This is a genomic window from Bacillus luti (assembly GCF_001884105.1).
GTDB lineage: Bacteria > Bacillota > Bacilli > Bacillales > Bacillaceae_G > Bacillus_A > Bacillus_A luti.
Genome location: NZ_MACI01000057.1, coordinates 189,617 through 207,866, shown reverse-complemented (window position 1 = coordinate 207,866; position 18,250 = coordinate 189,617). Strand labels below are relative to the sequence as shown.

Genomic DNA, 18,250 nt, shown 5'->3' with positions numbered 1-18,250 from the left:
AGGCTGCAACTCTTTTTCTTGTGTTAATCCAGTGTACACCTGGCGTATATAAAAGTTTGTGGTGTTGTACATGTTCTTAGCGTTATGACAACATTCTTGAAAATAAGAATACATACGATGCCCTTTTTTAATCCAGATTTGAAGAGTTTTGTAGTTTGATGGATTTTCCTTTGTCATTTTATTCACCTCCTTGTTAAGGATATTATAGCAAAAAGAGAACGTACATTCCCGCTATTTTCTTGAAAATAAAATATTTCTTTCGATTCACCTCACCACCTTCACTTACGTTTAGAGGTGGGAGTCCTCTCGAAAGGCATGATAGAAAAACCATGTTACTGTGTGAATAGCTCAAATAGTCTTTTTTATTCACTCTGTCAACACCTTACAATAATTACCTTTCATTCCAATTTATCAGAACATAATGTGTAGTATTATACGAATATTATAATCATGTCAAAAAGGCCAACAATCCAAGATTGTTGGCCTCTACTTCCCATATTCGTACCTTTTATCACTTTACTTCCTAACAACCGGAATCCACATTTCACCAAACACTAAGCCGTTTCTTTGCCCCATCGCAACCGTTGTATTCGGCCCGCCAACATAGGCAAAATCTTTTGCATCTGGTAAAGCTTGACCGAATGCGATGCCAGTCAGCTTATTACTTAACTCTTCAGCCGTTTTGTCTTCTCCTTTCACTACTACGTATTCTCCCCTTGGAAACTGAATCACTCTAGACTCTTCTTCTATTTGTGCTTCTGTCATGACACCAGCATAATACATCATCTTGTTATTCACCGCTTCGCTCACGGAAAAAATGTAATCATTTGTAGCTAAAGATTTTAAAGTGTCCAGCCTTCCATCTTCTTTAACAGCTGACCAAAAGTCTTCCTTTTCTTTATTTATTCCCGCAAAGTCTGTGTATTCGCTCTTAATTTCAGTCCCAATACCTAACACGATAAAGCTATCTTTTTCTTCAATAGTGTAATTTTTCATTTTCAAAACCTTCCTCTTGTTTTAAATTAATCAAACGATTTATCTTTTCATCTGATGAGTTTATAATATCTTTAAATCATGTCAAAAAATGATACTGTTTAGGAGACTCAAATGAAAAAAGTTGAACGGATTAATACCATCATGCGATATATCAACAACCGCTCCCATTTTACAATTTCTGAAATCATACGAGAATTTAACATCTCACGTTCGACAGCTGTTAGAGACATTAGAGAAATTGAAGCTATGGGGATGCCACTTGTAGCCGAAGTCGGAAGAGCTGGGGGATATTCTGTTATGCATAACTCTATCTTACCCGTTGTTCGCTTTACTGATAATGAAGTGAAAGCTCTTTTTATTGCCTTTATGGCTACAAGAAATCAACAACTTCCCTATCTAAAGAGTCGTCAATCTTTAGCCGAAAAACTACTAGGACTCATTTCAGAAACCCAGCAAGATGACCTTGTTCTTTTAAATCAACTCTTGCTTTTTGAAGGGACTAACCCACATAATCCTGACCTACTTGAGCTTTCTGACCTCCCCCATCCTATGTTAGAAAAACTCATCCAAATCCTTCTTTTGGATAGACATTTATTGATTACTGTCAAAGAAGAAGAGAAAATCGAGTCTTATCCAATTTTTCTATTACATCTTTATCAAGAAAGAAGTCAATGGATTATTGAAGGATTTGACCTAAATGAAGAAAAGAAGATGATGTTTCCCGTAGATGACCTCATCAATATCGAACCGTACACGACGAAAAAAAGGCTAAACAAGAAAAAGATTTCAGAAAAACTAAGTAAGAAAGACGAAATTATCAATTTGGTACTTGAACTTGGTCCGACAGCAATTGCCCAGTTCAAAAAATACCACCCTTTCAAATTTTCAATATCTTATACAAATCCTTACCAATCTACAGCCATTTTAAAAACATTTATCGATGTTAACAATTCCGATGAAGTGACGGAAATAACAAATTGGCTACTTTTTCTAGGGAAAGATATTACAATAAGGGAAATGCCTGAAGAAGTATTAACCGATTTACAAGCACGGTTATCTTTATATTCCCCATAAGCATTGATCAGTTAAACCTCAAAATATTGAGTTTAATTCGTTACCAGTTGCCCATATTTTCAAATACAATGAGTATAATACTGGTAAAAGACAAATAGAAAGAGCATATTTTGAAAAAAGATTAATCAAAATATGCTCTTATTTCATCGAATTGCTCCACTAAAACAACGGTTAATCCAATAACCACCTCATATAATTTTTTTCAATAACCTTACTATAAGTGGTGTCTTTAATGTCTCCTTTATTAATGAATTTTTGTGTTTCATAAAATTACTGATCTGTTTTCGCCTATTTGGAACCATTAACAAAGGTAATCTACTAGGATTAAACCACCCAATTTTTGCAGTTTCAGGTCCATTATTTATTGGCTCTCCTCCTAGTAATCTCCCTGAAAATAAATGTTGCATATCATCGTATTGAGGTTGGTGATATTCTCCTATTTTACGCTCAATAACAATTATATAGCCTGTTTCTTCTTTAGTTTCTCTTATAGCACACTTCTCTAACTGTTCATTTTCTTCTAGTTTTCCCCCAGGCAAATCCCAGATAGGATAATCATTTCGTTTAACTAGTAATATTTTTCCTTCATTATTATCAACAATAGTAAAGCACCCTGTGGTTTTTGTAGTATTCATTATAAATATACTCTCCTTAACTTACCCAATTGCCAATCAACTAGTATTTCTCTTTGTCTAAAAAATTTCCTTCTCGCTGAATTAAATGGACCATATAAAAAGAAAAGCACGGAAAATCTTCCGTACTTTTCTAAATATATATATTATTCTGATAAATCCAGTTACCTCGATACTTACCCTAACTGACGTTTAAATGCTTTACTAGCGAAGAAGTAAGAAATAATCATTATGCCTACGCACCAAGCGAGTGCAATCCAAATATCGTTACCAACACTTCCTTCATATAATAGAGCACGAATCGCATTCACGATTGAAGTTACAGGCTGATTCTCAGCAAATGCACGAACAATTTTTGGCATCGTTTCGGTAGGTACGAAGGCCGAACTAATAAATGGAAGAAAAACGAGTGGGTACGAGTATGCTGTCGCCCCTTCCATAGACTTTGCTGTCAGCCCTGGAATGATAGCTAGCCATGTCAGCGCCAGCGTAAACATCCCAAGTATCCCAGCTACCGAGAGCCAATCTAGAATATTGGCGCTGGAACGGAATCCCATTAAGAGTGCAACGAGGATAACAACCACGATAGTAAGCACATTAGCAACGAGTGAGGTTAGTACGTGAGCCCACAATACTGACGAGCGTTTGATAGGCATCGTAATGAAACGTGCCATAAGTCCGCTCTTTATATCCGTAAATAATCGGACAGAAGTGTAAGCTACACCGGATGCGATAGCCATCAGTAAGATTCCTGGCAATAAATAATTAACGTAGTTATCCGTTCCTGTCTGTATAGCGCCGCCAAATACGTAAACAAACAACAGCATCATCATAATCGGCGTAATCGCTACCGTAATAATCGTATCCGGACTGCGCATAATGTTGCGCATTAAACGACCTAGTAATACTCCTGTTTTGCTTTTCATTTACATCTCCTCCTTTTTGCCGATGATTGCAAGGAATATTTCTTCCAATGTTGGCTGTTTCTCGATATACTCCACTTTTGCTGGTGGGAACATCTCTTTCAGCTCGGTAAGAGTACCAGTCGTAATGATTTTTCCGCCATGCAATATAGCAATACGATCCGCCAGTTGTTCTGCTTCCTCTAAGTATTGAGTCGTTAACAAGATTGTTGTGCCTCCGCCGGCGAGTTCCTTAACCGTATCCCATACTTCGATCCGCGCTTCAGGATCAAGCCCTGTCGTTGGTTCGTCGAGAAAAATAACTGCTGGCGTCCCAATCAAACTCATAGCAATATCAAGTCGGCGTTTCATCCCTCCCGAATACTGGTCTGCCCTTTGGTTTGCTGCAACAGTCAGGCTGAATCTTGCAAGCAAATGGTCAGCGACTTGAGCTGGATTGGAAATCCCGCGCAACTTGGCAATCATTATCAAGTTTTCTCTCCCAGTAAGCATGCCGTCTAAAGCTGCGAACTGTCCTGTCAAACTAATACTTTGCCGAACATGATCCGGTTGACGCTGAACGTCAAAACCACAAATACTTACTTCACCACCATCTTGCTTCATCAGCGTCGAAAGGATATTGACCGTCGTCGTCTTGCCAGCTCCATTTGAGCCTAGCAGCGCGAAAATTTCACCACGCTGCACCTCAAAATCCACTCCCTTTAACACTTCTTTATCTTTAAAAGTTTTTTTTAACTCTTTTACAGAAATCGCTGTATTACTCATACTTGTTCCCCCTTATAAAATTAAATTACCTACACCCTCTATTTAGTATCACTGATATTCTGTATTACTTAGTAGCGGTTGAAAATATAACTGAATAGCGATGGCAACAGTTCACATTTATAACCAGCTAATCAGTCGGTATTATTTATTGTATTTATTTTTTTCTCAATTTCTTCATGATACTTTCATTTAAATCTTCACGATACTTAGAGACATATGTTTTAGCGTTTGCCACTAACTCATCAGCAAACGATGCTACATCCTCCCCAGTAATGTCTAGCACTTGTCTGCCCTCTGCTGCACCATTTTCAAACAAATCGATTAATTCATACTGTATGTGCAGCATATCCATCCCGTTACCTGCTGAAAAATTCCACATGTAGTTTTGAATTTTCTTAAACACAAACTGGTAGTCTTCTGGCAGAGCCTCAACTCGTGCCATCATCATTTTGTACTCTTTTTTATCACCAATTAATTTTTTGAACATTTCCAACATCTTATTTTCCTCCTTTTTTATAAAGCAGAACAAGAAACTCTCCAAATATGAGCCGGAACATTTTATATTATGAGGCTAGTTTGACTTCAAGACGTTAATTTTTGAAGATACAAAATCCCATTTTTTCCAAAACAATTCAAGCTCCTGACGGCCATCCTCATTTAATGAATAAAACTTACGAGGCGGTCCCATATCTGATGGTTTCTTTTCAATATTCACAAGCTTTTTCTTTTCTAATCGTACGAGGATGGTATAAACCGTTCCTTCTACTACTTCGGTAAACCCAAGATCATTCAGGTGACGTGTAATCTCATAGCCATACGTTTCACGGCGGCTAATGATTTCCAGCACACACCCTTCCAGTGAACCTTTCAGCATTTCAGTTAAATTTTCCATGTTCTGATCCTCCTTTACCCCCTATTCTGTCTGACTTATATTCAGTATTACAGAGTACTAAGGCGAATTTTTTACCGAATAGATTTTGAGAAACTGCACTATTCAGTATTACTTATTACAACTACATTGTATGACTAAGTAGTGGTAGATGTCAACTGATTTTCAAAATTTTTCTAAAATCAACTATTACCTATTGTTTATTGAAAATATTTTGAGAAACAACACTACTCAGTATTACCTATTACAAGTACATTGTATGACTGAGTAGTCGTAAATGTCAACTCGATTTTTATATTTTTCTAAAATCAACTATTACCTATTAGATACAGCCAATTTTCTTTCTGAAGAAATTTCTCCACATCCCTACCCCGCTAAGAAAAGAAAATACTCCAAAACAAATATTCTACATTTTTGTTTTGGAGCGCTATACTATACCGAAATTAATAAGTCAGATTATATTTTTGTTACGATAACATCATATCCATATCTTCTGCTGCAGTTGTAATTAGTTTTAGACCAAATGTTTCTTGTAATACATCAAGCACACCAGATGAAATAAATTCAGGCGCTTTTGGACCGATGCGTATGTCTTGAATACCAAGACTAAATAGCCCCAGTAAAATAGCAACCGCTTTTTGTTCAAACCATGATAGGACAATGCTTACTGGCAATTCGTTCACTTCACATTGGAAAGCATCAGCTAAAGCAGCCGCTATTTTCACTGTAGAAATGGAATTATTGCATTGGCCTAAGTCAATGTAACGCGGAATCTCCGTACCAGGTACAACACCGTAATCCACATCATTAAAGCGGAATTTCCCGCAAGAAGTTGTTAAAATAACTGTTTCTGGAGGAAGTGACGTTGCTAATTCACGATAATATTCTCCGCCTTTTCCGGGAGCATCACAACCTGCGATGACAAAGAAACGCTTAATCTTTCCGTCTTTTACTGCCTCAATAATTTCAGGAGCTAATGATAATACTGTATTATGATGAAACCCTGTTACTAACTGTTCATCCGACTCCATATGTACTTCTGGAAGTTCTAGCGCTTTTTGAATCAATGGTGCAAAATCATCATTTTCAATTTTTTGTACACCCTCTAAGCCTGCAATATCATATGAAAAGAATCGATCAGAGTATGATCCTTTAATTGGCATAACACAATTCGTTGTCGCTAATATGGCACCTGTAAATTTTTCAAAAAGACGTCGTTGATCATACCATGCCTTACCAATGTTTCCTTTTAAATGCTTATATTTTTTCAGCTGCGGATAACCGTGTGCTGGTAACATTTCAGAATGCGTATAAATATTAATTTCTTTTCCTTCTGTTTGCTTTAACAATTCTTCTAACGCAAACAAATTATGACCAGTAACTACAATTGCTTTACCTTCTACATGGTTTTGTGTAATTTGAACAGGCTCTGGAACACCAAAGTGATTCGTATGTGCCTCATCTAACAACTCCATTACTCGTAAAGCTGATTTCCCAACTTTCATAGCCATATCTATATGTTCTTGTTCGTTAAAGTTAGAATTGGTTAATGTCATATACAGCGCTTCTTGCGTCGTAGCATCTACAAATGCATCAGTATACCCTAGCTGAGCAGCATGTGTACGATAAGCGGCAATTCCTTTTAATCCAAACACAATTGTATCTTGCAAACTTGCAATTGTTTCATTTTTACCGCAAACACCTATTACTTTACATCCGCCTGTTGGCGTTTGTTCACATTGATAACAAAACATTATCATCCCACCCTCTCCCAATCATTCCTTACAACCTAAGCATAATACCCATAGAGGAAAAGGGATGTGATATCAATCACAATAATATGTATAAATTTGTGACAGTTCACATTGTTGACATAATATTTTTACTATCCTCTTATATTAATACTTGGTGATCATTTATTCGCATAATGTATCGGATCACTTTTAAGGAATACAAATATCATATCCATCCAAAATTTCACAAATCCCTCCTTACTGATGGTACAATTAAAGTTATGGAGGGGTAATATGGTATATATGATGTTTTATTACGGAATACTGTTTCTTATACTTGGTATTGCAGTATTTCTGTTTATTATGGCTGGGTCACGAAAAATTAGGAATAAAAATCTTTCATTCGTATTGATTGGTTTAGGGGTAAATATACTTGCAAGTCCAGTGGCACTTTTTATAGGAGTGATGGCAACAGATTCTCCATATAGTACTAGACTTGATTTTTGGAAAGGATTTCTCTTTATTCAAGGAATACCTCTTTTCTTATTACTTTTAGCTTTCATTTGGTGGCTTATTCGCCCGCCAAAAGTAACAGTTCCAACGAGTATTGAAAAAAAACTTGAACAAAATAGTAAAAGCACTAAGAAAAAAACGACACGAGGACGTCTAATTACTGCCCTACGTATTTTAATTCCAATTATTTTAGTAGTAGGCTGTTTTTCTTACATTTTGTATTTATACGACGTTACACTAAAAAAAAGTCATTCTCCGAATAATATAAATACGATTAAAGTAGTAAAAATAGATTCAGGCTCTTCTCTTGGTTCTTCTCCTGTCAGAATTAAATACGGCTTATGGGAACATTTTGACACAAGTATTGCAAATGACGGGGAACGTCTCGAGCCCTCAAACGTTTCAGTAGATTGGAAAAATGATTATGAAGCAACAATAACGCTACGCGCAAAAGAAACAGTACCTGAAGTTGTGGAATTTAACATATCAAATAAATCCAGTGGTTCTGTTTTTAAGAAAGTACAAAAAGTGGTCAGTTCCTTTACCTTTCAAAAAAGCGAATCTCCCAATCTAATAAATATTATCGAGCTTAGAGAAACAATAAAATCAAAAGGACCAAGTCCCAGTTCAACTGTAAGAATCTATTATGGGGAAAGAGGGAGCATTTTAAAAAAATATAAAGAGGTCACTCTTAAGGAAATGTATACGACAGAGAACTTTAATATCAATTGGAGAAACGATGAACAAGTACAGGTAGAGGTATTAGAAGAAAATGTAGTAACAGCTACTATCGTGATTGATTTATAAAAAAGAAGAAAATCAATCACGATAACCAGTTCATGCACGCTTAATAAATTATCATACATAAGTTTTCGCAATACTAGTAGAGGAAGAGTAACAGATCCGTTCGATCCCCCTGTTAAAAAGGCATTATGAGAAACCTCTTTATTTACAATACATTTACATTATCTTAACATTGTTTATATTATTTATATGATATATTTATACTTAAGAAATTCCATATACATTTTATCTTTATGATCTCTTATCTAATCGATAAAAAGATCATGTTATATTTTTATAACAGGGGTGAATTAGAATGACTGAAACTTTAAAAACACTTATAATGCTTGATGTTACTTACGTTATTATAGGAATTATGACGGTACTAGTATTTGTATATTTAGAATTAAAATCTCAGTAACGTATGCTGGCGTAATCGAAAGCTTCAGCATTTAAATATAGTTAGAAGAAAGAGATGGGGAAATTATTTTCTCCATCTCTTTTGTATTCCAAAAATTTCTTAAATCAACAATAAGCTTCGGCATTATTTTATTTTTTGTTTCTTACTTCAACACATAGTTATTATCTATAATAGACAATTCATTTCCAAAGCTTGTTCCGTCTTTTCTTACATATTTTTGTTAATCTTTCATTCCATAATTCTCAAACTCTTTCGCATTCCCATAAAATACATTCAAATCAATATACTTTTCTTTTCCATTATAGCCTCTTAATCCTCCACGGTTTGTGTATTGCCAAAACGTCCAATTTCTTTTATCGGATATACTCGGTTTCGTAAGTACACTACGAATCCAAATATCACATTGAGGATATGCATCCTTTATGTACAAATCGTACGCCTCTTGAGTTGCATACAATATTACTTTCTTGTCATAATGTTTTTCTAGTATTTTCACCATTATTGACAACTCTTTCGTAACATTTTCACGCTTTGGAGGATCGTCTTTTTTATTAGCGTAAAACTCAACATCTATTACAGGAGGCAACGCTCGTTCATTCTTTGGAACAGTTCGTATATATTGCTCTGCTTGCGTTTCACCCTTACTATCAAAACTAAAAAAATGATACGCTCCAGTGCGCATACCTGTCTTATTCGCACTCGTCCAATTTTTCGTAAAGTACTCATCCACAAACGCACTCCCTTCAGTAGCCTTTATAAACGCAAACTTCATATTTTGCTTTTCAAACTCTCCCCAATCTATCTCCCCTTGATAAGATGCGACATCTACCCCTTTTATTTCATACTTATCCGCACTTAATTGATTTGGAATAAATATTCCTTGAAAAACTAAGTAAGCTAAAACACCCATAACACTAATTAAGATAAGAGCTCCTCTAATAATAATCTTCTTTTTCATTCATATCCCTCTTCTTTACAAATTAAAACTCAACTTACCATTCACGCTCTTTATTAATCATCATTTTTTCTTTAAACGCCTTCTCTAAATCAATTTCTAACTTATTGGCTAAATCACATATATTCCAAATTACATCAAACATTTCTAAACCAATTTCTCGTTTTGAATCTTGTATTTTATCACGCTTTAATATTGCCTCTGCCAACTCACCTAATTCTGCCATTGCATACATCGTACGTTCTTCAATTGTTGTATCTTGAAACCCTTTTTCTTTACTGAAATGTAATACGTACCTCTGGAATTCCGCAATGTTCATATATAATCTCCCTTCATCACAAATACTCTGTTTTTCTATTACACTTAAAATCAAAATTGCATTTTGTTAAATTATAACATTCATACTATAATTTATTTATAGTCCATTAATGGAGGTGTTTTCAATGACTCTCTTCGCTTCCCCATCATTATTCATAGTAGCAATCATTTCATTTACACTCGCTTATTTCATCGGAGTTAAACAATACACTTGGCTCTTATCAGGATTCAATGAACGCCGTGTGCCTGATAAGATGAAGTTATCAAAAATAGTGGGGCTTTATAATTTAACTGCCGGCGTTATCGCCACAATTGGCAGTGTCTTCACTACTCCTAATGCCAAAATCTTATTTCCTATCATTATAATTGGCCACGTTATAATCGCTGCCTATGTAAATACACGTATGGTGCAATGAAAAAAGACCATCCAATCGGATGATCTTTTTTATAATTTATCGACATATTGCTTCGCTTCTAATAAGGAAAACCCAAAAGCCTCTCTTACTCTCTTAACTGCCTTAACTTTTTTTCCTTCTTCCATAAGCTGACGTAATTCTTTGTTAATCTCAGCTTTATTAATTTCAGGTTCTCTTTCTACAATCCCCATTTCTTTCGTGATTAATTGTAATTTATCTTCCATCCGCTTTAAACGTGCATCATTTTTCTTTTCAATTCTATTTAATTTTTCAACGATATAAATAAACCCAAAGATTGCTATCGGTATGATCATCCAAAATTCCATGACTATTTCTCCTCACTAGCTTTCATTTGTTTCACTTCACTAACTCATGTAAATTTTACCATAATAAGAACTTAATGTATAATAGTAATATACAACATTGTTAATAAGACCTTTTATATAAGGAGGATACTTCATGAAAAGATTTTCGAAGACATTACTACTATTTGTAATTCTTTCAATTGCACTACATTTATTATTTGATATCGTTGGCTGGCTTGTTTTCAGTGCGCCAATAAAAAACAAAGACATCATCATTTCCTTTATAACAGCTACATGGCTTATGTACATGTACCGTGATAAATTTTTAAAAGCACTTATTTCGAATTAACTAAAAAACTTCATCAATAAAAGATGAAGTTTTTTCTTTTTCTCTCATTCTCTCTATTAACTACTGTATAATAGAACTAATATTCTGTCTTTTAGAAGAAAGGAGTCACTATGAACTTAAAAAGTAACACTATATATGAGAAAATGAACCAATATTCCGTTGCAGGTTTAAGCCTTGCCGTTGTACGTGATGGCAAACTAGACGAAGTGACTGCCTTCGGGACACTTGAATTTGGAACAACTAAAACTGTCACTACGGATTCTATCTTCAATTCTTGTTCTATTAGCAAGTTCATCACTACAATGCTCGTACTAACGTTATCAGATCAAGAAATCGTGCATTTAGACGAAGACGTAAATGATAGACTCACATCTTGGAATATTCCTACTAACCTATTTACTTCACAGAAAAAAGTCACGTTACGAAATGTATTAAGTCACCAATCTGGAATCATTGATCCTCCTAATAGTTTTGAACATTATACACTTGCACAAGGGCGACCAAACATGTCTGAACTCCTTGCCGGTAAAACATCATATTGCCCCGTACCGATAGAAATAACTTATAAACCCGCAAGTGAATTTCACTACTCTGATGCGAACTTTTGTATTATCGAACTGCTACTTGAAGATATAACTGGAAAACCATTCACCCTTTTACTTGAAGAATATATCTTTCAGCCACTCCAACTAAAGAATAGTACGGTATTCTCTCCTGAAGATATAAATAAAATGGAGATCTTCGCTTACGGACATAACAAAGATGGTACCGTCACAAATGAGAAGTATCCATTTTACCCATTCGCAGCTACTTCAGGCATCTGGACAACACCATCAGACTTATCAGCTTTAGTACTTGAAATTATTCATTCCTTAAAAGGAAAGGGCAAACTAAAACTTTCTCAAGAAGCAGTTCAAGATATGATTTCTCCTCAAGGCTGTTCAAAATGGACTGGACTAGGTGTTTTTCTAGATGATTCGGATGAGGACTTCCAAATTTATTCCCTTGGATGGGGCGTTGGATTTCAATGTATGATGGTATGCTATCCATACCGAGGTAATGGTGCGGTTATAATGACGAACGCTGATTTAGGTGTTCATCAAATGGAAGGGATTATTGGTGATGTTTTAAAAACATTATCCTTATAACGAAAAGAAAGAAGCTGTTCCTTCCAGCTTCTTTCTCTATATAACATTTTTCGCAACAATTTTTATATGTTCCGGCGTGATAATCTCCGTTATACTTTCTTGGAAATCTTCCCGCAACAATTCTTCAATATGTTCTAGCTGCACTTCAACATGAGTGCATTCTAAATTATGTATATTTAATAGTGCATAATGATCTTTTTTCTTAATTACTAAATATTGATTTTCATCTGTTACAAGTACAGAACCTAATCGGATTCCTAGTAAGCGTTGATCATCAAACTTCACAATCGCTTCCCCTTTCTGCTTCCAAATCGTAATGTTTTGGAAATAATTCTTATATAGACTATATCACAAATTACCAAAATATAACTATCTTATTTTTATTCTTTTAACTACCACCTCTACTTGTTTTCATCCTACTCTATCTTCTATAAAAATATGTGTAAGTAAGATTTCAAATCGAGTATTGAATAATTAACTGGAATAAAAGAGTATTGTCTAATAAAGTGAAACTTTAATCAGTGGGGGTTTTCTTCATCCCCCACTGATTATTAGTTGAACCAATCGGACTTTTATGGGCAGTTGATCCCCCACCTAACTTCTTTGCTTTCGCTGAATTTTGAGGTGGGGGTCTTACTGCCCATTAAAGCGGGATAAATAAAACCAGCTCATTCAGCTGGTTTTATTTATCGAATTATATATAACGCACTCAAAATCTTGTCCTTAATAATAATTATCGCTTAATTTCATGCCTTTTATCATTCAATGCTACATTCAGAAAATCAATGATTCCATCTTCCACTTCATCGCGAATATCCCGATAGTTATGCATTTCATGCCTATATCCGGAATATATCTTTGTTTCTACCTTATGCCCAGTTTCTAGTAACCAATTAGAAACTGCATAAACACCTTCCCCATATTGACCGATTGCATCTTGATCTCCGGCAATGTTATAAATAGGAATTTCTACAGGCACTTGTTCTGCCCACTGTGTCCCCGTAATAGTTTCCAGTAATGTAACAAAACTATATAAGGAACGAATATTAGGTGGATTGAATCTGGTATGAAGGAATCCAATGAAGATACGGCTAAAATCATCGAAAAATTTGAGATAAATGTAGTAAACCCCTATACATAAATTTTGAAGAGGGATGTATCTTCTTATTTTTCGCTCAAAACAAGTATTTTACAAAAAGAATCCTTTTAAAAATGATAAATGCTTAATTTTTTATATTTCGATACAAAAAAACTTTCTCAATAAAAAATGAGAATTTTCAGTTTTTATTCTAATGAAAATCTATTATAATAAAGTTAATAAATGTTTGACCTCTCCTAATTCATGTACATATGGATGATCAGTAGTTGCTGCTACTGATCTATTTTTTTGATTTCAGAAAGTAAATACACTGCATCTTTTTCTACACCACAAATAAGTGCAGAACCTCTTTGAGATTGCCACGGCAAACCGAGATAATATAATCCACTTACGGAACTAATTCCCTTTATATGATTAGGAAATCCATTCTTATTTACTGCCTTTTCTATTTCAATCCAGTTATACTCTGAAACAAAACCAGTTGACCATATAATACTATCTGCACTATATGTCTCACCATTCTGAAACATTATTTTATTTTCTGATGCACTTACTACTTTTTCTTGCAGTTGTATTGCTCCATTACGAATGAGTTCCTTACCTTCAAATCCAAAAATGGGGTCCTTTCTCTTTTGAAACCACTTCCCCCTCTTTGTATTTATTTCAGCGTACAATAAACCTATTTTTTCTAATCTATTAAAAATACTTTTACCAAATAAATGTAACGGTAAAAATGTTAACGGATGACTGGTAGCCATTGTAACTTCATGAGTTTTTGCAAGTTCTACTGCAATTTGCATTCCTGAGTTCCCGCCACCTACTACTAGTACTTTTCCCTTAGGAATTTGTGATGGTGATTTATATTGTGATGAATGTATTTGATAAACATGCGATGAAAGATGTTGTGAAAATGAGGGGATGTACGGTTGCTGAAAACCACCTGATGCGATAATAACCTTTTTCGATTGTAAAACTTCTGTAGGAGTGTGTAATTCAAATATTTCTTCCTCCTTCCTTATTTTTAAAACTTTCGTTTGCAATTGTACCGGTAGTTGAAAATACTGTGCATATTCTTCTAAATACATTGCAATTTCATCTTTATGTGGAAATCCATTTCCTTCTCCTTTTAATATCATACCTGGTAAACTACTATATTCCCTCGGTGTAAAGAGCTGTAAAGAATCATATCTGTTTCTCCATGAATCACCAACTCGGTTTCCTGCCTCAAGTAGTAAAAAATTATATCCTTCTTGCTTCAAGTAGTATCCCATTGTTAATCCAGCTTGACCTGCTCCAATAATAATTAGGTCTTTCATTCTAATCCCTCCTCCTTTTATATATGAATATTTGTTCATATATTCATACGTTTCCGTAATCATAACATTTTATTTTTATATAATTCAATATCTACTCAAAATAAAAAAGAGCAGTTTACCATAAAGTAAACTCCCCTTCATTCTATCTTCCCAGTCTTTAGCGCCTGTGCCCAGTCATACCTTTCTCGTTGAACAGCCAATTCAGCAGCTTCTTCCCAATTATAAGGAACTGAAATTTGTTCAATTATCCATTCTCCCAAAACCTCTTCTATCACTACATATTTTGCATACGGAGTTCCTGATTCCATTTTATGCATAACAGGTAACTCATCTTTGTATGCCGGAAGTCCTACACTCCCTGGATTTATAATAATCTTTCCGTTAGGTAAATAAACAACTCTAGGAATATGAGTATGACCGCATACTATTATTTTTTGCTCAATATTTTGGAGTTGGTTCATTATATTTTTTCCATTCTTTAATAACGCACCATTTTCATTCATCTCTTCTAACAAATACACTTCATCTGAAGTTGGCGTACCATGACAACATAACATATCGTCTACAATAAATTGTGAAGGATGTTGTTGTAACCAATTTATATGATCTTTTGTTAATTGTTTTTGGACAAAAGTTAATGTAGCAGACTGCTCTTGTATAGATTCCCAAAGCATGCGATCACAGTTTCCCTTAATATGTATCATCTCGTTCTTCATTAATATTTCAATTGTCCCTAAAGGATCTAACGGCCCATACACGCTATCCCCTAAATTTATTATCATTTCGGCCTTACGACGTGCAATATCTTTTAATACAGATTTTAAAGCATGACTATTCCCATGAACATCTGAAATTATCGCTATTTTCCTATTCATTGTAACACCTACTTTGATAAATTATTTATGACATCTCGATTTCTAAACCCGCTCCTCATAAAATGTAATTCTATTTGAAAATGGATCAATCACAGTTAATTCAATTGTACCCCAAGGTTTTTTTTCTATATCAGGCTTTGAGTAAGCATATTCTTTACTTAATAATACAGCATGATACTCCCTTACATTATCTATTTTAACCCGAATCGCACCGCCTGGCGAAGCATCACCATGATGCTCTGATAAATGCATCACAGCATCATGTAACGAGATTTGCATATATAATGGCATATTTTCCTCATACCGATGTTCCCAATCCAATTTAAATCCTAAAAAATCTAAGTAAAATAGCTTTGCTTTTTCAATATCAAAAATTCTAAATATAGGTGTTATCATTTATACTCTCCCCCTATTTATAAACATCTGCCGCCAACTCTCTCAAAACATCTACATTTACTACTTCAAAGCATCCATCGTTCTTCTTTATTATCTCTTTATCACAAAAAATATTTAATGTACGTAATAAATGCCGATAACTCGTTCCTAACAATTCAGCTATTTCCGTTAAATTCCCACTAAATACAATTCTATTTCCGTGCTGCACCGCTCGTTCCCCTGCTGCTAACATGTAGCTCGCAAGTCGATTTTCAAGTGGGTACAGTAAATTAATGGTACTATTTTTAGAAAGTCGATTTAATTTATGTGCTAACGAACCGCAAATACATCGTAAAAATTTCGCATCATGAAATAGTCGATTTCTCACTTTTCCTAAAGGCAAACCAACACAATATGAATCTGCCATCACTTGCACATTGGAAGCAGTCTTTTGGGAGTGTATTAATTCTACATCTCCTAGTAACTGCAAACTATCATAAAAGCATAATAATACGGATTTTCCGTTACTTAATGTATTAAACGCTTTCGCTTTTCCTTCCACAAAAAAATATAAATAATCTATCTCTTCATTTTCTCTACAAATAAACTCATTCTTTTTAAAAAATATAAGTTCCATATATGGTTTCATATCATTACTAAAAAATGAATCAATATTATTTTGTTTCATATACGCTGCTAATTTATTTTTGTTACATACTTTCTTCATACTTCCCCCACCTTTACAACTCAACCCATTGTATACAAAATTTTCTTCTTCCACTATGACATATGTCATAGTAATACACAATTTCAGCATGATACAGTCATTACAAATACGAAATATAAAGGGGATATTACAGTGTTTAACTTTCTTTCTGTCTTTATTGGTGTGCTCATCGCCGTTATGCTTCCATTGAATGGGATTTTATCTGAGTTAATTGGCAAGTATACAGCGAGTGTTGTGATTCACCTTGTCGGTTTAATTGCAGTTATTTTCGTTTTAATCATAAACAAAAATAAAATCCATTTCGATAAAAGTATTCCACTTTTTTTATATAGCGCTGGAGCGATTGGAGTATTCACCGTTCTTTTTAACAACATCAGTTTCTCCGCTCTTGGTGCCTCTATTACGATCGCATTAAGCTTACTCGGTCAATCTATTGCTTCAATTGTTATTGATCATTTCGGTTTATTAGGAATGAAAGTTGCAAAGTTTGAACAGAAAAAACTAATTGGATTATGTTTCATCTCTTCTGGAATTATAGTCATGACAATTTATTAATGGAGGCAAGAAAATGTTATATATTACTATCGCTATTTTAGCTGGTGTTTCTATTGTTGTTGCTAGAATTATTAACGCGAATTTAGCAAAGGAAATCGGAAATTGGGAAGGTACCTTTTTCAATTATATTACTGGATTATTTTTCTCTACGTTATTTTTAATTTTCAGTTCAGACTCATTTTATATTCCTATCCATACGTTGCAATCTATCCCTATCGCTGTATACTTTGGCGGATTAGTAGGCGTTATCGTCATTTCATTATCAAACTATATTACTCCCAAAATATCAGCATTTTATTTAACGTTACTCATCTTTATCGGACAATTATTTGCGGGGACCATCATCGATTTCTTTCTATCAAACGAACTCTCGATCGGCAAAATTATCGGTGGCATTCTCGTATTAATTGGGCTAACTTACAATTTACTCATAGATCGCCCAATAAAAACTGTGAAGCATAACCACGTTCAACTATAATACTTTACGCTTACCTATCATATATTAATAGAAAAGCTCTTCATACGAAGTAATAGAGAGGAGAATATTCTATTAAGAAAATCATTTTATTGCTTGGTAGCACATTGATTATTTGTGGAATCATATGGTTCGTAAACTCTGGAAAATCTATTCAAGATCTCTATACTGCAAACAAACAAAAAAAGAAAGTGACTATCATTTCAAGCTCGCGAGATCCAAATGAGCCCCCTGTCTTTTTAGGAAAACAGGAAATAAAAGATATACATGTCGAGTCAATTAAAACAAAAAAGGATATCTTTCTCACAAAAACAGATGAATTAAAAACGTTTATTAACAGTATGGATACCGCAAAAAAAGGAAAATTAACATTAGATGAAGAAGGATCAGATTTAATAGATTGTGACATGTGGATTACTTTCGAGGATGGAACTTATAAAAAATATTTCATATGGGTAGTTGATCACCACAGTAGCGAAGTGATGATTGCTCAGCAAGATACTCCTGATGATGTAAACCTTACGTACTATCAATTAAATGAAGACAGTTCCAAAAAAGTTTATAACTTATTTAAAAAAATTATTTAAATAAAAAAGTCATGAGCAAGT

Annotated in this window: 24 protein-coding genes and 1 pseudogene; 8 read left to right on the top strand and 17 right to left on the bottom strand. The window is 34.3% G+C overall.

The window, feature by feature from the left end:
• Both BAQ48_RS27575 and BAQ48_RS13605 read right to left on the bottom strand, forming a co-directional pair.
• Window positions 1-177 (bottom strand): annotated as a pseudogene (locus tag BAQ48_RS27575) (RNA-guided endonuclease InsQ/TnpB family protein); the annotation flags it as partial.
• Window positions 178-516: 339 nt separating this feature from the next.
• Entirely contained in the window at window positions 517-996 is a 480-nt protein-coding gene (locus tag BAQ48_RS13605; protein ID WP_071711502.1) for a GyrI-like domain-containing protein, read from the bottom strand.
• Window positions 997-1,107: 111 nt separating this feature from the next.
• Between BAQ48_RS13605 and BAQ48_RS13600 the strand changes: the two genes are divergently transcribed.
• The gene (locus tag BAQ48_RS13600) at window positions 1,108-2,070 is read left to right on the top strand and encodes a helix-turn-helix transcriptional regulator (protein WP_071711501.1); all 963 of its coding nucleotides are present in this window, start codon (window positions 1,108-1,110) and stop codon (window positions 2,068-2,070) included.
• Between the two features lie 188 nt (window positions 2,071-2,258).
• Here BAQ48_RS13600 and BAQ48_RS13595 read toward each other — a convergent pair whose 3' ends face one another.
• From BAQ48_RS13595 to hcp, 6 genes are all read right to left on the bottom strand, one after another.
• Complete coding sequence (locus tag BAQ48_RS13595; protein WP_071711500.1) at window positions 2,259-2,705, bottom strand: NUDIX hydrolase; 447 nt, start codon at window positions 2,703-2,705, stop codon at window positions 2,259-2,261.
• Window positions 2,706-2,878: 173 nt separating this feature from the next.
• Window positions 2,879-3,628 carry an ABC transporter permease gene (locus tag BAQ48_RS13590; RefSeq protein WP_071711499.1) on the bottom strand — a complete coding sequence of 250 codons (750 nt, stop codon included), beginning with the start codon at window positions 3,626-3,628 and terminating at the stop codon, window positions 2,879-2,881.
• Window positions 3,629-4,390: an ABC transporter ATP-binding protein gene (locus tag BAQ48_RS13585; protein WP_071711498.1), complete on the bottom strand. Its 762-nt coding sequence runs from the start codon at window positions 4,388-4,390 to the stop codon at window positions 3,629-3,631.
• Window positions 4,391-4,544: 154 nt separating this feature from the next.
• On the bottom strand, window positions 4,545-4,886 hold the full coding sequence (locus BAQ48_RS13580; RefSeq protein ID WP_071711497.1) for a DUF1048 domain-containing protein: 342 nt from the start codon (window positions 4,884-4,886) through the stop codon (window positions 4,545-4,547).
• A gap of 75 nt (window positions 4,887-4,961) precedes the next feature.
• The gene (locus BAQ48_RS13575; RefSeq protein WP_000429486.1) at window positions 4,962-5,282 is read right to left on the bottom strand and encodes a PadR family transcriptional regulator; all 321 of its coding nucleotides are present in this window, start codon (window positions 5,280-5,282) and stop codon (window positions 4,962-4,964) included.
• A gap of 464 nt (window positions 5,283-5,746) precedes the next feature.
• Entirely contained in the window at window positions 5,747-7,033 is a 1,287-nt protein-coding gene (hcp, locus tag BAQ48_RS13570; protein WP_071711496.1) for a hydroxylamine reductase, read from the bottom strand.
• A 273-nt stretch (window positions 7,034-7,306) separates the two neighbouring features.
• On the opposite strand from hcp, the gene BAQ48_RS13565 reads away from it, so the two are divergent.
• The gene (locus BAQ48_RS13565) at window positions 7,307-8,332 is read left to right on the top strand and encodes a DUF4153 domain-containing protein (protein ID WP_071711495.1); all 1,026 of its coding nucleotides are present in this window, start codon (window positions 7,307-7,309) and stop codon (window positions 8,330-8,332) included.
• A gap of 617 nt (window positions 8,333-8,949) precedes the next feature.
• Here BAQ48_RS13565 and BAQ48_RS13560 read toward each other — a convergent pair.
• Window positions 8,950-9,687: a glycoside hydrolase family 25 protein gene (locus BAQ48_RS13560; protein WP_071711494.1), complete on the bottom strand. Its 738-nt coding sequence runs from the start codon at window positions 9,685-9,687 to the stop codon at window positions 8,950-8,952.
• Window positions 9,688-9,721: 34 nt separating this feature from the next.
• On the bottom strand, window positions 9,722-10,003 hold the full coding sequence (locus BAQ48_RS13555; protein WP_071711492.1) for a MazG nucleotide pyrophosphohydrolase domain-containing protein: 282 nt from the start codon (window positions 10,001-10,003) through the stop codon (window positions 9,722-9,724).
• A 124-nt stretch (window positions 10,004-10,127) separates the two neighbouring features.
• Between BAQ48_RS13555 and BAQ48_RS13550 the strand changes: the two genes are divergently transcribed.
• Window positions 10,128-10,418, top strand: coding sequence for a DUF3784 domain-containing protein (locus BAQ48_RS13550; protein WP_071711491.1), 291 nt, complete (start codon window positions 10,128-10,130; stop codon window positions 10,416-10,418).
• 29 nt (window positions 10,419-10,447) lie between these two features.
• Here the strand turns inward: BAQ48_RS13550 and BAQ48_RS13545 are convergent, their stop codons facing one another.
• Entirely contained in the window at window positions 10,448-10,744 is a 297-nt protein-coding gene (locus tag BAQ48_RS13545; protein ID WP_071711489.1) for a hypothetical protein, read from the bottom strand.
• Window positions 10,745-10,877: 133 nt separating this feature from the next.
• On the opposite strand from BAQ48_RS13545, the gene BAQ48_RS13540 reads away from it, so the two are divergent.
• Window positions 10,878-11,072, top strand: coding sequence for a hypothetical protein (locus BAQ48_RS13540; protein WP_071711488.1), 195 nt, complete (start codon window positions 10,878-10,880; stop codon window positions 11,070-11,072).
• Between the two features lie 110 nt (window positions 11,073-11,182).
• Window positions 11,183-12,220: a serine hydrolase domain-containing protein gene (locus BAQ48_RS13535; protein ID WP_071711486.1), complete on the top strand. Its 1,038-nt coding sequence runs from the start codon at window positions 11,183-11,185 to the stop codon at window positions 12,218-12,220.
• Window positions 12,221-12,256: 36 nt separating this feature from the next.
• Here the strand turns inward: BAQ48_RS13535 and BAQ48_RS13530 are convergent, their stop codons facing one another.
• The 6 genes from BAQ48_RS13530 to yeiL all read right to left on the bottom strand — a co-directional run bounded on the left by BAQ48_RS13530 (window position 12,257) and on the right by yeiL (window position 16,612).
• Window positions 12,257-12,505, bottom strand: a complete 249-nt coding sequence (locus tag BAQ48_RS13530; protein WP_071711484.1) for a hypothetical protein — start codon at window positions 12,503-12,505, stop codon at window positions 12,257-12,259.
• 448 nt (window positions 12,506-12,953) lie between these two features.
• Window positions 12,954-13,199, bottom strand: a complete 246-nt coding sequence (locus BAQ48_RS13525) for an alpha/beta fold hydrolase (protein ID WP_242660459.1) — start codon at window positions 13,197-13,199, stop codon at window positions 12,954-12,956.
• A 392-nt stretch (window positions 13,200-13,591) separates the two neighbouring features.
• Window positions 13,592-14,635 carry a flavin-containing monooxygenase gene (locus BAQ48_RS13520; protein ID WP_071711482.1) on the bottom strand — a complete coding sequence of 348 codons (1,044 nt, stop codon included), beginning with the start codon at window positions 14,633-14,635 and terminating at the stop codon, window positions 13,592-13,594.
• A 137-nt stretch (window positions 14,636-14,772) separates the two neighbouring features.
• The gene (locus BAQ48_RS13515; protein ID WP_071711481.1) at window positions 14,773-15,510 is read right to left on the bottom strand and encodes a metallophosphoesterase family protein; all 738 of its coding nucleotides are present in this window, start codon (window positions 15,508-15,510) and stop codon (window positions 14,773-14,775) included.
• 42 nt (window positions 15,511-15,552) lie between these two features.
• A complete protein-coding gene (locus BAQ48_RS13510; RefSeq protein ID WP_071711479.1) occupies window positions 15,553-15,906 on the bottom strand; it encodes a glyoxalase superfamily protein in 354 nt (117 codons plus the stop codon).
• A 13-nt stretch (window positions 15,907-15,919) separates the two neighbouring features.
• Complete coding sequence (gene yeiL / locus BAQ48_RS13505) at window positions 15,920-16,612, bottom strand: transcriptional regulator YeiL (protein ID WP_071711478.1); 693 nt, start codon at window positions 16,610-16,612, stop codon at window positions 15,920-15,922.
• A 132-nt stretch (window positions 16,613-16,744) separates the two neighbouring features.
• Here yeiL and BAQ48_RS13500 point away from each other — a divergent pair, with 132 nt between their 5' ends.
• The 3 genes from BAQ48_RS13500 (at window position 16,745) to BAQ48_RS13490 (ending at window position 18,229) form a co-directional block, all read left to right on the top strand.
• Window positions 16,745-17,167: a DMT family transporter gene (locus BAQ48_RS13500; protein ID WP_071711477.1), complete on the top strand. Its 423-nt coding sequence runs from the start codon at window positions 16,745-16,747 to the stop codon at window positions 17,165-17,167.
• A gap of 13 nt (window positions 17,168-17,180) precedes the next feature.
• Complete coding sequence (locus BAQ48_RS13495; protein WP_000965816.1) at window positions 17,181-17,645, top strand: DMT family transporter; 465 nt, start codon at window positions 17,181-17,183, stop codon at window positions 17,643-17,645.
• Between the two features lie 89 nt (window positions 17,646-17,734).
• Entirely contained in the window at window positions 17,735-18,229 is a 495-nt protein-coding gene (locus BAQ48_RS13490; protein ID WP_071711476.1) for a hypothetical protein, read from the top strand.
• Window positions 18,230-18,250: the final 21 nt, after the last annotated feature.